Origin of the sequence: Streptomyces sp. NPDC000983 (assembly GCF_040299205.1) — a bacterium.
In the GTDB taxonomy this organism is placed as follows: Bacteria; Actinomycetota; Actinomycetes; order Streptomycetales; family Streptomycetaceae; genus Streptomyces.
Genome location: NZ_JBEPBM010000021.1, coordinates 73,271 through 85,953, shown reverse-complemented (window position 1 = coordinate 85,953; position 12,683 = coordinate 73,271). Strand labels below are relative to the sequence as shown.

Below are 12,683 nucleotides of genomic sequence, written 5' to 3'. Positions count from 1 at the left end.
ATCGCAGGTTCGGAAAGGCTCAGGTCACATCAGGCCGAGCTGGGTCACGAGCATCGCGACGACCACGACGAGGGTCCAGCCCATGACGTGTTCGAGGACCTTCGGACCGTCCTGGCGGGGGCCGCCGGTGCGGACGCGGGCGGCGGTGGCTGCATTCGTACTCATCCGTCCACCTTGCCACCGAACGGGCCTTTCGCGGCCGAGAGCTTGCTCACAGGTGACGGCCCCGGCCTCGACGGGCGCCGAGGGCCGTCACCGACGGGCTCAGCGCACGCCCACCGCGGCGAGCGCCAGCCGCTGGCGCGCGGTCGGGCGGGCGGGGAAGTAGAGGTAGCAGACGCCGCCGGTGCCCGAGACGACACGGCCACTGGCGTTGTACCGCTTGGTCCGCAGCCAGATGTTCTCGAACTCCCGCCGCGGATAGACCCGTCGCACCGCCTCGTTGGTCGGCGAGGCCGGGTCGTTGGCGATCACGTCGCCCTCGGCGGTGAAGCCGATCACGGTCATCAGATGGCCGGACGTGCCGTAACCCGCCCCCGTCAGCTCCTCCTTCAGGAAGGACTGGGACGTTATGGCCGGGATGCCGGCCGCGATCAGCGTCTCCAGCTCGGTCAGCGAACCGATCCGGGTGACCACGCCCTGGAGGCCGCCGAAGGTGGCCGCGTACGCCGCGTTGAACGGCCAGTTGCCGCAGCCGGCGTACTGGTGGTCGTAGGTGTACCGGGCCGCGTGGCAGACCTGGGGGTCGGCGTAGGCCGGGTCGACCCAGGCCAGTTGGTCCTCGGTGAGGCGGCCGCCCCAGTACTCGATGATCATCTGCGAGGAGGTGGGGCTGCACCAGGCCTCGCCGCCGTTGTCGTACTCGGGGTACTGGCCGGCGTGGATCTCCTGCGAGTAGCGCGGGACCACGAGTTCCTTCGCGAGGCCGGGCGTGGAGGCCGGGACGGTGAAGCGGTCCGGGACGTCGGAGCCCATGGCGCCGATCCGCCACACCTTGGGGGTCCGCTTCGTGCCCGGCTCGCGGTAGAGGGTCAGCCGCAGCCGGTACGAGCGCAGTCTGAGGCCCGTCGACGGGTCGTCGATGGCGAAGGTGTCGGTCCAGACCGTGCTCCTGTCGTCGGTCTGGTCGTCGACCGAGGTCCGCAGGATGTCCTCGTCGCCCGCGGCCCAGCGGCCCATCACGTACCAGGGGGTGTCGGTGCCGTCGGAGTAGGTGCCGCGCAGCTCGATCCCGATCCAGGTGCCGGCCGGGGTGTGCGCGTTCCAGGAGGCGATGACCTCGGTGGCGGGCACGCCGAGCCGGTGGACCGGCGAGGTCCAGGTGGCGTACTCCCAGGCGGCGGTGGTGCCGGTGTGCGGGTCGGTGTAGTCGGCCACGCCGGCCGGGGAGGCGATCACCAGGCCGGGGCGGGCGCCCGCGACGGCGCGGGTGCCCCGGGCGGTGCCCGAGCGCCAGTCGGTGTACGTCGTCCAGTGACGGTTGTCGACCTGGCGGGCCGGGGCCTGCCCGGGCCGGCCGGCCGCGCCCGCGGGAGCGGCGGCGCCCTGGACGGCGCCGGTGGCCACGGCCGCGGCGACCGCGGCGGTCAGGACGGTTCTGCGGGACGGCTGTTCGGCTGTGCTCATGGGCGGAAGACCCCCAGGTGTCCGAGTCGGGGCAGGTCCGGTGCGCGGTGCGTGGGCCAACTATGGACGCCCGGAACGCCTCCTGCCAGCACTTCGGGGGTATGCCACGCCAGGAATATTGGACTGGACCACTGGCGCCACCTGGGGCGTCGCGTCACTAGACTGCCGGTGCGCCCACCACTCACCCCGGGAACCGTCATCCACGACCTCGCCTCGCACCTCACCCGCCTCCCCGCGTCCTGCGGCCCGGTCCGGCTGATCGGGGTCGACGGACACGCGGGGTCGGGGAAGTCAACGTTCGCGGCCCGGCTGGCGACGGCGCTGGGCGGGGCGCCCGTGCTGCGGCTGGACGACATCGCCAGCCACGACGAGCTGTTCGACTGGACCGGCCGGCTGCTGACGCAGGTGATCGGCCCGCTCTCCCGCGGCACCACCGCGCACTACTCCCCCTACGACTGGCGGGCCCGCGGCTTCGGCCCGCCGGTGGCCCTGGAGCCCGCCCCCGTCGTGCTGCTCGAAGGTGTCGGCGCAGGGCGGCGGGCGCTGCGCCCGTCGCTGGCCCTGCTGCTCTGGATGGACCTGCCGCGAACCGAGTCCTGGGCGCGCGGACGGTCCAGGGACGGGGAGGAGCAGCGGGAGTTCTGGGACGGCTGGGTCGGGGCGGAGGAGCGGCACTTCGCCGCGGACCCCTCGCGCCCCTTCTCGGAGGTCCTGGTACGGCAGTGCGCCGAGGGGTACGAGTTGCGTCCCGGGCCTGCGGGGACGCGGGAGACGAACCGCCTCATCACGTTGAGTGACTGACCGTCCGCGGTGTGGTGAACTCGTGAAGATCCCCTCCCGGGAACTTCCCGGACTGCCCCAACTCCGCTTGACCCAGGGGCCGTACAGGTCTTACGTTCTCAATGTGCGGCCCGTTCGGGACCGCCCCCAGAACGCGAAGCCCCCGGTTGTTCCCCCGTGATCGGGGGCTTCGTTCTGCCCTCCCCCGGTTTTCGGCGGCGCCGGGACGCGATTCGCTCACCCTCGGTCACCGTCGCGCGCGCCCCCTGTCTGCTCCCACCTCGCCAAACGGCCCGTGCGGCACCCTGGGGCGGGCGACACCACCGCAGGTACGATGCCTTCGGTGCGACCTGGGATCCGGGCTCCGCGCACCGTCGCAACTCCGGTCCGCGGTACGGCGGTTCGACTCCGGCGGCCCGCGGACGACGGCCCGGTGACCGACCGACGGGGGCAACGGTTCGTGGGGGACGTGATGGACTTCGGCACGCGGGGCCCCGAGGCCCCGGCCGACCTCGCCTGGCTGCGAGGTGTGGACGCCTACACGATGGGCGCTTATCCGCAGGCCGAGGAGGAGTTCCGCACCGCGGTGCGGATGGATCCCGGCATGGCCGACGGCTGGCTCGGCCTGCACGCGCTGCGGGTCGACACGACGACCGCGCTGCTGCGGATGTTCCGGCACCGGGACCGCTTCGGGGAACAGCGCACCCGGCACCGGCGGACCCTCAACTCCTGGTACTGGCTGGGCTGGTGGGTGCAGCCGGTGCTGGAGAGCCCGCGCGACCTGCTGCTCGCGCACGCCTCGCACTGGCTGGACGGCCGGCACGTGCCCGAACTGGACCGGGCCCTCGCCGGTCTGCCGCCGGTGGACACCGACGCCCAGGTCCGCTTCCTGCACGCCTGCCGGGCCTACCTGGTCAAGGACTGGGAGCAGCTCGTCCGGCACACCGACCCGCTGGTCGACGACCCCATGCTGGGGATCGAGGCGGGTCTGTTCGGCGGCATGGCCCGGGTCCGCCTGGAGATGTACGGCCAGGCCGAGCCGCTGCTCTCGGCGGCCCTGATGCGCTGCCGCAGCGAGCAGCCGCAGCGCAAGGAGCTGCGGTACTGGCTGGCGCGGGCCCACGAGGGAACCGGCCGTTCGGCGGCCGCGCTGCCCCTGTACCGGGCCGTGCACCGGGTGGACGCCGCCTTCATGGACACCTCGGCGCGGCTCGCCGCGATCGCCGAGGGCGACGGCTTCGACGAGGTCGGCGATCTGGCGCCGATCACCCTCGCCGGGTTCGGGCAGGACTCCGTCGACGGCCCCGACACCCTCGACCCGCTCTTCGAGAGCCGCGAGCTGAAGCTCTCCGGGCCCGATCCGGCGCCCGCGGGGCCCCTGCCGCCGGTGCGCGAGCCGGGTGTGCGGGAGCGGGCCGGGCTGCCCGGGCAGCCGCCGCCGGCCGGACCCACCGATCCCGCGTTACTGGAGGAGGCGCTCGCCGAGCTGGAGCGCATGGTCGGTCTGGAGCCGGTCAAACGGCAGGTCAAGGCGTTGTCCGCGCAGCTGAACATGGCCCGGCTGCGAGCCGGGCAGGGCCTTCCCGTCCAGCCGCCCAAACGGCACTTCGTCTTCTCCGGCCCCTCGGGCACCGGCAAGACCACGGTGGCGCGCATCCTCGGCCGGGTGTTCTACGCGCTCGGACTGCTGGGCGGTGACCATCTGGTCGAGGCTCAGCGGGCGGACCTGGTCGGCGAGTACCTCGGGCAGACGGCCGTGAAGGCCAACGAACTGATCGACTCGGCGCTCGGCGGGGTGCTCTTCGTCGACGAGGCGTACGCGCTGTCCAACTCCGGTTACGGCAAGGGCGACGCGTACGGGGACGAGGCGCTGCAGGTCCTGCTGAAGCGGGCGGAGGACAACCGGGACCACCTGGTGGTGATCCTGGCCGGCTACCCGGAGGGCATGGACCGGCTGCTGGCCGCCAACCCCGGGCTGTCCTCCCGCTTCACGACCCGGGTGGACTTCCCCTCCTACCGGCCCCTGGAACTCACCTCCATCGGGGAGGTGCTCGCCGGGGAGAACGGGGACGTGTGGGACGAGGAGGCGCTGGACGAGCTGCGCTCCATCGCGGGGCATGTCGTGGATCAGGGGTGGATCGACGAGTTGGGCAACGGGCGGTTTCTTCGCACGCTGTACGAGAAGAGCTGCGCGTATCGGGATCTGCGGTTGTCCACGTACCCGGGTGTGCTGAGCCGGGACGACTTGTCGACTCTGCGGTTGCCGGATCTGATGCAGGCGTATGGAGAGGTGTTGTCGGGGCGGGGGCCCCGGGATTCTCCTGGGGTGTGAGGGGCGTCCATCGGGGCGGTCACCGGTGTTGTTCGGCGGCAGCGGGTGGGTTGTGGCTGGTCGCGCAGCTCCCCGCGCCCCTGGGGGGTGGTCGCTGCCCGTGTTGCGTGGCTGCGGGTGGGTGGTGGGTTTTCGCGCAGTTCCCCGCGCCCCTGGGGGGTGTGGTCGCTTGCGTTGTGGGGCGGCTGCGAGTGCGTCGTGGGATTTCGCGCAGTTCCCCGCGCCCCTGGGGAGGGGCGCGGGGTCGATTTCGGTTAGCTGGCCAGGGCTTGTTGGGGGAGGGTTCTGTGGGCGGGGTCCGTTACCTCGCCCACCAGGAGTTCCAGTACGTCCTCCAGGGCCACCAGGCCCAGGACCTTGCCGGTGGCGTCGGTGACCTGGGCGAGGTGGGTCGCCGCCCTGCGCATGACCGTCAGGGCGTCGTCCAGGGGGAGTTCCGGTCTCAGCGTGGTCATCGGGCGCCACACCTGCTGGGGCACCGCGCGCTCCGAGTCCTCCAGGTCCAGTACGTCCTTGACGTGCAGGTAGCCCATGAAGGCGCCCGTCTCGGCGACCACCGGGAAGCGGGAGTAGCCGGTGCGGGCGGTCAGTTCGACGATCCGGCCCGGGGTCACCGACGGCGGGACCGTCACCAGTGACTCCCGGCTCAGCAGGACGTCCGTCACCGTGCGGGAGCCCAGCTCCAGGGCGTCCTCCAGGCGCTCCTGCTCCTCCGGGTCGAGCAGCCCCGCCTGTCCCGCGTCCTCCACCAGGCGGTTGAGCTGCTCGCTGGTGAAGACGGCCTCCACCTCGTCCTTGGGCTCGACCCGGAACAGCCGCAGCACTCCCTGGGCGCAGGCGCCGAGGGCCACGGTGACCGGCCGGCACAGCCGGGCGAAGGCGACGAGACCGGGGCTGAGCCACAGGGCCGCCTTCTCGGGCGCGGCCATCGCGAGGTTCTTCGGGACCATCTCGCCGATGACCAGATGGAAGAAGACGACGGTCGCGAGGGCGATGACGTATCCCAGGGGATGGATCATCGCGTGCGGCAGGTGGAACCACCCGAAGACGGGTTCCAGCAGGTGCGCCACGGTCGGTTCGGCCACCGCGCCCAGGGTCAGCGAGCAGACGGTGATGCCGAACTGGGCCGCGGCCATCATCTGCGGCAGGTGTTCGAGGCCGTACAGGACCTGCCGGGCGCGGGCCGTGCCGAGCGGTTCGATCTGGCTGCGGCGCACCGAGACCAGCGCGAACTCGGCGCCGACGAAGAAGCCGTTGGCGAGCACCAGCAGGGCGGCGAAGAGCAGTTGGAGCAGGCTCATCGGACGGCCTCCGGCACGGGTGCGGTCCGCACCAGGCGGACCCGTTCGGCGCGGTAGTGGCCGACCTGGCGCACCGAGAGCCGCCAGCCGGGCAGTTCGGCCCGGTCACCGGGGACCGGGATCCGGCCGAGCAGGTCGGCGACCAGCCCGGCGACGGTCTCGTACGGGCCCTCGGGCACGTCGAGGCCTATGCGCCTGAGAACGTCGACACGGCAGCTGCCGTCGGCGTCCCAGGCGGGCCTGCCCTCCTCGTTCGGGGCGGTGGCGAGTTCGGGGAGGTCCTGGTCGTCGTGCTCGTCGCGGACCTCGCCGACGATCTCCTCGACGATGTCCTCCAGGGTGACCACACCGGCGGTGCCGCCGTACTCGTCGACGACGACCGCGATGGGCTGTTCGCTGCGCAGCCGGGCCAGCAGCGGCCGGACCGGCAGGGTCTCGGGGACCAGCAGGGCCGGCCGGGCGATCCGGCCGGCCGGGGTGCGCAGCCGGTCGGCGGCGGGGACGGCGAGCGCGTCCTTGAGGTGGACCATGCCGACGACCTCGTCGATCCGGTCCCGGTAGACGGGGAAGCGGGACAGACCGGTGGCGCGGGTCAGGTTGACCACGTCCTCGGCGGTCGCCGAGGACTGCAGCGCGCTGACCCGCACCCGCGGGGTCATGACGTGCTGCGCGGTCAGCTCGCCGAGCGACAGGGTCCGCACGAAGAGGTCGGCGGTGTCCTGCTCCAGGGTGCCGGCCCGCGCGGAGTGGCGGGCCAGGGAGACCAGTTCACCGGGGGTGCGGGCGGAGGCCAGCTCCTCGGTGGGTTCGATGCCCAGGGCGCGCACCAGCCGGTTCGCGACGGCGTTGAGGGCCGCGATGACGGGCCGGAAGACCCGGGCGAAGAGGTGCTGGGGGCCGGCGACGAACCGTGCCACCTGGAGCGGCCGGGAGACCGCCCAGTTCTTGGGCACGAGTTCGCCGATCACCATCTGCACGGCCGAGGCCAGCAGCATGCCGACGACGACGGCGACCCCGGGGACGGCTCCCGCGGGGATGCCGAGCGCGGTGATCGGGCCGTTCAGCAGGGCCGCGAGGGCGGGCTGGGCGAGCATGCCGACGACGAGGGAGGTGAGGGTGATGCCGAGCTGGGTGCCGGAGAGCTGGAAGGAGAGTTCCTTCAGCGACTCCACGACCGTACGGGCGCGGCGGTCGCCCTCGGCGGCGGCCTTCTCGGCCTCGGGGCGTTCGACCGTCACCAGGCCGAACTCGGCGGCGACGAAGAAGCCGTTGGCGAGGATCAGCAGGAACGCGGCTGCGAGCAGCAGCAGGGGGGTGGTCATGCCGCCGCCTCGGTATGTCGGGAGGGGGCGGCGCAGGTACTACAGGACGATCCGTCCATCGCTGGAGGGAGTCACTCCTCGGGTAGCAGGGGGCCTCTGAGGACCGGGCGGAACATCAGCGGCGGAGGCGTCATGAGAACGCCTCCGCCAACAGATTAGTCAAGACCCCGGCCCGTGCGGCAGGGTGAGCGCCGTCGGTCAGCCCTGATGTTCGCCGGAGTTGCGGATGGAGTGGGCCTCGGCGAGGGCGCGCAGGGTGCGCGCGTCGTCGATGGCCCGCTGCTTGGCGATGCCCGGCTGGATGCCGAGCGCGGGCAGGCTGGTGCCGTCGCTGAGGTCGAGGAAGACCCAGGGGTCGCCGGGGCGCAGGTTGACCCGGAGGATTTCGGCCCACTCCAGTCGGCGCCGGCCGGCGATGTTGACGACGGTGACCCCGGATTCGTCGGCGTCGACCCTGACCCGGGCCAGCATCGCCAGGACGCCGAACATCAGGGCGCCGGTGAGGACGAAGCTCAGGCGCTCCCCCGGGCCGAGCTTCTCCAGCAGGAGGGCGACGGCGGTGATGACCACGAAGATCGTGGCACCGGCGGTGAGCAGGACGGCGCGGGTGCGGCCGGGCCGGAAGGTGACGGGAAGTGCGGGCAGTTCGGACATGACGGGGCTCTCAGAGGCGGCAGGCGTGGATGGCCGTCGTCAGGATGGCCCGGGCGCCGATGTCGTACAGGTCGTCCATGATCCGCTGGGCCTCCTTGGACGGGACCATCGCGCGGACGGCGACCCAGCCCTCGTTGTGCAGCGGGGACACGGTCGGGGACTCCAGGCCGGGCGTGAGGGCGACGGCCTTCTCCAACTGCTCGACCCGGCAGTCGTAGTCCATCATCACGTACGTCCGGGCGACGAGGACGCCCTGGAGGCGGCGCAGGAACTGCTGCACCTTGGGGTCCTCGGCGTCGGCGCCGGTGCGGCGGATGACGACGGCCTCGGACTTCATGATCGGCTCGCCGAAGACCTCCAGGCCGGCGTTGCGCAGCGAGGTGCCGGTCTCGACGACGTCGGCGATGACCTCGGCGACCCCGAGCTCGATGGCCGTCTCCACGGCGCCGTCGAGGTGGACGACGGAGGCGTCGATGCCGTTCTCGGCGAGGTGGCCCTCGACGATGCCCTCGTAGGAGGTGGCGACCGTCTTGCCCTTGAGGTCCTCGATGCCGCTCGCGGTGCCGGGCTTGGCGGCGAAGCGGAAGGTGGAGCGGGCGAAGCCGAGCGGGAGGATGACCTCGGAGCTGGCGCCGGAGTCGATCAGCAGGTCGCGGCCGGTGATGCCGATGTCGAGGCGACCGGAGGAGACGTAGATCGCGATGTCGCGGGGGCGGAGGTAGAAGAACTCGACCTCGTTCTCCGGGTCGACGATCCGCAGCTCCTTGGACTCCCGGCGCTGCTGGTAGCCGGCCTCATGCAGCATGTCCGCCGCAGGGCCTGAGAGGGAACCCTTGTTGGGGACGGCGATGCGCAGCATGAGGTCGGCTTCCTTTGCGTGAGTGGTGTGCGGGTGTGCGGCGGTGGCTCAGAGGTGGGCGTAGACGTCGTCCAGGGAGATTCCCCGGGCGACCATCATCACCTGGACGTGGTAGAGCAGCTGGGAGATCTCCTCGGCTGCCGCGTCCTTGCCCTCGTACTCGGCGGCCATCCAGACCTCGGCGGCCTCTTCCACGACCTTCTTGCCGATGGCGTGGACACCCTTCTCGACCAGCTCGGCGGTGCGGGAGGTGGCGGGGTCGCCGGTGGCGGCCTTCTGCTGGAGCTCGGCGAAGAGCCCCTCGAACGTCTTCTTGGACATGGTGACGCTCAGCCTATGCCACATACCCGGTTCGTCAGCGCCAGGGTTCGGATACTGAACGCAGGGTGGCCGCGGTCGCCACCGCCGCCGTCACCGCCTCGTGTCCCTTGTCCTCGTGGGAGCCGGGCAGCCCGGCCCGGTCCAGGGCCTGCTCCTCGGTGTCGCAGGTGAGGACGCCGAAGCCGATGGGGACGCCGGTGTCCACCGAGACCTGGGTGAGGCCCTGGGTGACGCCCTGGCACACGTACTCGAAGTGCGGGGTGCCGCCGCGGACGACGACGCCGAGGGCGACCACCGCGTCGTAGCCGCGCTCCGCGAGGACCTTGGCGACGACCGGGAGCTCCCAGCTGCCCGGGACCCTGAGCAGGGTCGGCTCGTCGATCCCGAGGTCGTGCAGGGCGCGCAGGGCGCCGTCCACCAGGCCGTCCATCACCTTCTCGTGCCACTGCGCCGCGATGACGGCGACCCGCAGATCGCCCACGCCCTGTACGGACAGTTCCGGTGCACCCTTGCCGCTCACGTCTCTCCTTGTGTGCTGTTCGCTACTGGTTGCCGCAGGTGGAGACGGGGGCCGCCTCCAGCCAGGGCAGGTCGTGTCCCATGCGGTCCCGCTTGGTGCGCAGGTACCGCAGGTTGTGCTCGCCCGCGGTGACGGGCATCGGCTCGCGTTCGGTGACCTCGACGCCGTGCCGGACGAGCGCCTCGGACTTGTCGGGGTTGTTGGTCAGCAGGCGGACGCTGGTGACGCCGAGGTCCTTGAGGATCTGCGCGCCGGCCGCGTAGTCCCGGGCGTCGGCGGGCAGGCCCAGTTCCAGGTTGGCGTCCAGGGTGTCGCGGCCGCGCTCCTGGAGCTCGTAGGCGCGCAGCTTGGAGACGAGTCCGATGCCGCGGCCCTCGTGTCCGCGCAGGTAGACCACGATGCCGCGGCCCTCGTCCTGGATGCGGTCCAGGGCGGTGTCCAGCTGGGGGCCGCAGTCGCAGCGCTGGGAGCCGAAGACGTCGCCGGTCAGGCACTCGGAGTGGACGCGGACCACGACGTCCCGGCCGTCGCCGATGTCGCCGTGGACCAGGGCGACGTGCTCGACGCCGTCGACGGTGGAGCGGTAGCCGTACGCGGTGAAGGTGCCGTGGGAGGTCGGCAGGTGGACCTCGGCCTCGCGGCGGACGGTGGGCTCGGCGGAGCGGCGGTAGGCGATCAGGTCCTCGATGGAGATGATCGTCAGGCCGTGCTTGCGGGCGAAGGGGATCAGTTCGGGCAGCCGGAGCATCCTGCCGTCCTCGCCGGCGATCTCGACGATGGCGCCGGCCGGGCGCAGGCCCGCGAGGCGGGCGAGGTCGACGGCGGCCTCGGTGTGGCCGTCGCGGGCGAGCACCCCGCCGGGCCGGGCGCGCAGCGGGAAGATGTGGCCGGGGCGGACGAAGTCGTCGGGCCGGGCGTCGCCGCTCGCGAGCAGCTGGAGCGTGGTCGCGCGGTCCGAGGCGGAGATGCCGGTGGTCACGCCGTGGGCGGCGGAGGCGTCGACGGTGACGGTGAACGCGGTCCGCATGGACTCGGTGTTGTTCTCGACCATCAGCGGGAGGTTCAGCCGGTCCAGCTCCTCGCCCTCCATGGGGGCGCAGATCATGCCGCGGCACTCGCTCATCATGAAGGCGACGATCTCGGGGGTCGCCTTCTCGGCGGCGATGACGAGGTCGCCCTCGTTCTCCCGGTTCTCGTCGTCCACGACGACGACCGGGCGGCCGGCCGCGATGTCGGCGACGGCCCGCTCGACCGGGTCGAGCGACCAGTCCTCGATGTTGTCGGTGCTGTACAGGACGGGAACCCTGCTCATGCGGGTGCTCCTTCCGGAACGGGCCGCGTGCCCGTGCGGGACCGCAGCCACCAGTCGCGCATGCCCCACAGGACGAGCGCGCCGTAGATGACGTAGACGAAGCCGGAGAAGGCGTAGCCGTTCGCGAAGTTCAGCGGGACGCCGACGAGGTCGACGAGGAGCCAGGCGAACCAGAACTCGACCATGCCGCGGGCCTGGGCGTACATGGCGACGATCGTGCCGACGAAGATGTAGGCGTCCGGCCAAGGGTCCCAGGACAGGCTCGGGTACGCCTTGAACAGCAGGGCCACGCCGACGGTGCCGGCGGCGGCCAGGGCGGCCATCGCGGCGCGCTCGGTCCAGGTGGCGAAGCGGACCGAGATCCGGCCGTCGCGGTCGCGGTCGGTGCCGCGGTTCCACTGCCACCAGCCGTACAGTGCGACGGCCATGACCACGACCTGCTTGCCGGCGCTGCCGGCCAGATGGCCGTAGAAGGCGCCGAAGAGGACGAGGCCGGAGAGGAACTGCACCGGCCAGGTCCACAGCGAGCGCCGGAAGCCCAGCGCGAGGGTGATCAGGCCGAGGGTGTTGCCGACCATGTCCGACCAGATGATGTGCTGGCCGAACAGGACGAAGGCCTCGGAGTTGAGCCCGTTCACGCCTGCCGCCCCCGGTCCGCGAGGAGCCTCTCGACGTACTTGGCGACGATGTCCACTTCCAGGTTGACCGGGTCGCCGGGCTGCTTGAGGCCGAGCGTGGTCAGGGCGAGGGTGGTGGGGATGAGGCTGACGGTGAAGTAGTCGGGGCCGGCGTCGACGACGGTGAGGCTGATGCCGTCGACGGTGATGGAGCCCTTCTCCACGACGTAGCGGGCGAGGTCGGCGGGGAGGGAGACCTTGACGATCTCCCAGTGCTCGGAGGGCTTGCGCTCCAGCACCGCGCCGGTACCGTCGACGTGGCCCTGCACGATGTGGCCGCCGAGGCGCGCGCCGACCGCGGTGGGCCGCTCCAGGTTGACCCGGGAGCCGACGCCGAGCGCGCCGAGGCTGGAGCGGTCGAGGGTCTCGGCCATGACGTCGGCGGTGAACTCGTCGCCCTCGTGTTCGACGACCGTGAGGCAGACGCCGTTGACCGCGATGGAGTCACCGTGCTTGGCGCCTTCGGTGACGACGGGGCCGCGCAGTCGGAAGCGACAGGCGTCGCCGAGGTTCTCGACCGCGGTGATCTCGCCCAGCTCTTCGACGATTCCGGTGAACACGTCCCGGGTCCTCCTGCCTCATGGGGGCACGGACTCCGGGGCACTGTCGCGAACGACAGAACGTACGGACGACGACACCGGGGGCGACGCCGTGGAAACCCGTCCGGTGACGGACGAGCTCAGATCGGCGGCGCGCACGAATGCCCGCCCGCCGCGCACTGCCTCCCATCCGGACTTTAACCGTCGGTCCAGGAATTTCACCTGGTCAACCGGCCGCTGGAGGCGACCGGGTCGCGGACTGTAACCGCCGGTTCGGACTTTCACCGACCCCGGAGTGCGCTGCTTCTGGTACAGGGCCAGTGTGCCACGCCCGGCGCTCGTCCATGCGGGTGACGGCTGTGGGGTGGCTCACAGGGGCCGGCGCTGGACTTCTTCGACCCCGAATTGGTCCATACCTATTGACGCATTGGTCTAGTCCT

At 71.7% G+C, this 12,683-nt stretch carries 13 protein-coding genes and 1 riboswitch; of the genes, 2 read left to right on the top strand and 11 right to left on the bottom strand.

The window, feature by feature from the left end; genetic code table 11:
• Window positions 1-24 precede the first annotated feature (24 nt).
• Together ABT296_RS23810 and ABT296_RS23805 are read right to left on the bottom strand one after the other, a co-directional pair.
• Window positions 25-165, bottom strand: a complete 141-nt coding sequence (locus tag ABT296_RS23810; RefSeq protein ID WP_351930520.1) for an SCO1431 family membrane protein — start codon at window positions 163-165, stop codon at window positions 25-27.
• A gap of 99 nt (window positions 166-264) precedes the next feature.
• Entirely contained in the window at window positions 265-1,626 is a 1,362-nt protein-coding gene (locus ABT296_RS23805) for a C39 family peptidase (protein WP_351930518.1), read from the bottom strand.
• A gap of 168 nt (window positions 1,627-1,794) precedes the next feature.
• Between ABT296_RS23805 and ABT296_RS23800 the strand changes: the two genes are divergently transcribed.
• On the top strand, window positions 1,795-2,427 hold the full coding sequence (locus ABT296_RS23800) for a uridine kinase family protein (protein WP_351930516.1): 633 nt from the start codon (window positions 1,795-1,797) through the stop codon (window positions 2,425-2,427).
• A 451-nt stretch (window positions 2,428-2,878) separates the two neighbouring features.
• Window positions 2,879-4,738: an AAA family ATPase gene (locus ABT296_RS23795; protein ID WP_351930622.1), complete on the top strand. Its 1,860-nt coding sequence runs from the start codon at window positions 2,879-2,881 to the stop codon at window positions 4,736-4,738.
• A gap of 254 nt (window positions 4,739-4,992) precedes the next feature.
• On the opposite strand, the gene ABT296_RS23790 is transcribed toward ABT296_RS23795, so the two are convergent.
• The 9 genes from ABT296_RS23790 to ABT296_RS23750 form a co-directional block, all read right to left on the bottom strand.
• Window positions 4,993-6,039 (bottom strand): hemolysin family protein, encoded by a 1,047-nt coding sequence (locus tag ABT296_RS23790; protein WP_351930514.1) that lies wholly within the window; start codon window positions 6,037-6,039, stop codon window positions 4,993-4,995.
• Window positions 6,036-7,361 carry a hemolysin family protein gene (locus ABT296_RS23785; RefSeq protein ID WP_351930513.1) on the bottom strand — a complete coding sequence of 442 codons (1,326 nt, stop codon included), beginning with the start codon at window positions 7,359-7,361 and terminating at the stop codon, window positions 6,036-6,038. Before ABT296_RS23785 ends, ABT296_RS23790 begins: the two co-directional genes overlap by 4 nt.
• A 198-nt stretch (window positions 7,362-7,559) precedes the next feature.
• Window positions 7,560-8,015 carry a PH domain-containing protein gene (locus ABT296_RS23780; protein WP_351930511.1) on the bottom strand — a complete coding sequence of 152 codons (456 nt, stop codon included), beginning with the start codon at window positions 8,013-8,015 and terminating at the stop codon, window positions 7,560-7,562.
• Window positions 8,016-8,025: 10 nt separating this feature from the next.
• Window positions 8,026-8,874, bottom strand: a complete 849-nt coding sequence (hisG, locus tag ABT296_RS23775; RefSeq protein ID WP_351930509.1) for an ATP phosphoribosyltransferase — start codon at window positions 8,872-8,874, stop codon at window positions 8,026-8,028.
• A gap of 48 nt (window positions 8,875-8,922) precedes the next feature.
• The gene (locus tag ABT296_RS23770) at window positions 8,923-9,195 is read right to left on the bottom strand and encodes a phosphoribosyl-ATP diphosphatase (protein ID WP_351930507.1); all 273 of its coding nucleotides are present in this window, start codon (window positions 9,193-9,195) and stop codon (window positions 8,923-8,925) included.
• Window positions 9,196-9,229: 34 nt separating this feature from the next.
• On the bottom strand, window positions 9,230-9,715 hold the full coding sequence (gene ribH, locus ABT296_RS23765) for a 6,7-dimethyl-8-ribityllumazine synthase (RefSeq protein WP_351930505.1): 486 nt from the start codon (window positions 9,713-9,715) through the stop codon (window positions 9,230-9,232).
• A gap of 22 nt (window positions 9,716-9,737) precedes the next feature.
• Complete coding sequence (locus ABT296_RS23760) at window positions 9,738-11,027, bottom strand: bifunctional 3,4-dihydroxy-2-butanone-4-phosphate synthase/GTP cyclohydrolase II (protein WP_351930504.1); 1,290 nt, start codon at window positions 11,025-11,027, stop codon at window positions 9,738-9,740.
• Complete coding sequence (locus ABT296_RS23755) at window positions 11,024-11,665, bottom strand: nicotinamide mononucleotide transporter family protein (RefSeq protein WP_351930502.1); 642 nt, start codon at window positions 11,663-11,665, stop codon at window positions 11,024-11,026. Before ABT296_RS23755 ends, ABT296_RS23760 begins: the two co-directional genes overlap by 4 nt.
• Window positions 11,662-12,264 carry a riboflavin synthase gene (locus tag ABT296_RS23750; RefSeq protein WP_351930500.1) on the bottom strand — a complete coding sequence of 201 codons (603 nt, stop codon included), beginning with the start codon at window positions 12,262-12,264 and terminating at the stop codon, window positions 11,662-11,664. Before ABT296_RS23750 ends, ABT296_RS23755 begins: the two co-directional genes overlap by 4 nt.
• A gap of 151 nt (window positions 12,265-12,415) precedes the next feature.
• A riboswitch (FMN riboswitch) is annotated at window positions 12,416-12,546 on the bottom strand.
• Window positions 12,547-12,683: the final 137 nt, after the last annotated feature.

Excerpts from the sequence above, each read along its gene's own strand:
- hisG (WP_351930509.1), bottom strand. The coding sequence starts at position 8,874 with ATGCTGCGCATCGCCGTCCCCAACAAGGGTTCCCTCTCAGGCCCTGCG.
- ABT296_RS23785 (WP_351930513.1), bottom strand. The coding sequence starts at position 7,361 with ATGACCACCCCCCTGCTGCTGCTCGCAGCCGCGTTCCTGCTGATCCTC.
- ABT296_RS23790 (WP_351930514.1), bottom strand. The coding sequence starts at position 6,039 with ATGAGCCTGCTCCAACTGCTCTTCGCCGCCCTGCTGGTGCTCGCCAAC.
- ABT296_RS23810 (WP_351930520.1), bottom strand. The coding sequence starts at position 165 with ATGAGTACGAATGCAGCCACCGCCGCCCGCGTCCGCACCGGCGGCCCC.
- ABT296_RS23770 (WP_351930507.1), bottom strand. The coding sequence starts at position 9,195 with ATGTCCAAGAAGACGTTCGAGGGGCTCTTCGCCGAGCTCCAGCAGAAG.
- ABT296_RS23760 (WP_351930504.1), bottom strand. The coding sequence starts at position 11,027 with ATGAGCAGGGTTCCCGTCCTGTACAGCACCGACAACATCGAGGACTGG.
- ABT296_RS23780 (WP_351930511.1), bottom strand. The coding sequence starts at position 8,015 with ATGTCCGAACTGCCCGCACTTCCCGTCACCTTCCGGCCCGGCCGCACC.
- ABT296_RS23795 (WP_351930622.1), top strand. The coding sequence starts at position 2,879 with ATGGACTTCGGCACGCGGGGCCCCGAGGCCCCGGCCGACCTCGCCTGG.
- ABT296_RS23805 (WP_351930518.1), bottom strand. The coding sequence starts at position 1,626 with ATGAGCACAGCCGAACAGCCGTCCCGCAGAACCGTCCTGACCGCCGCG.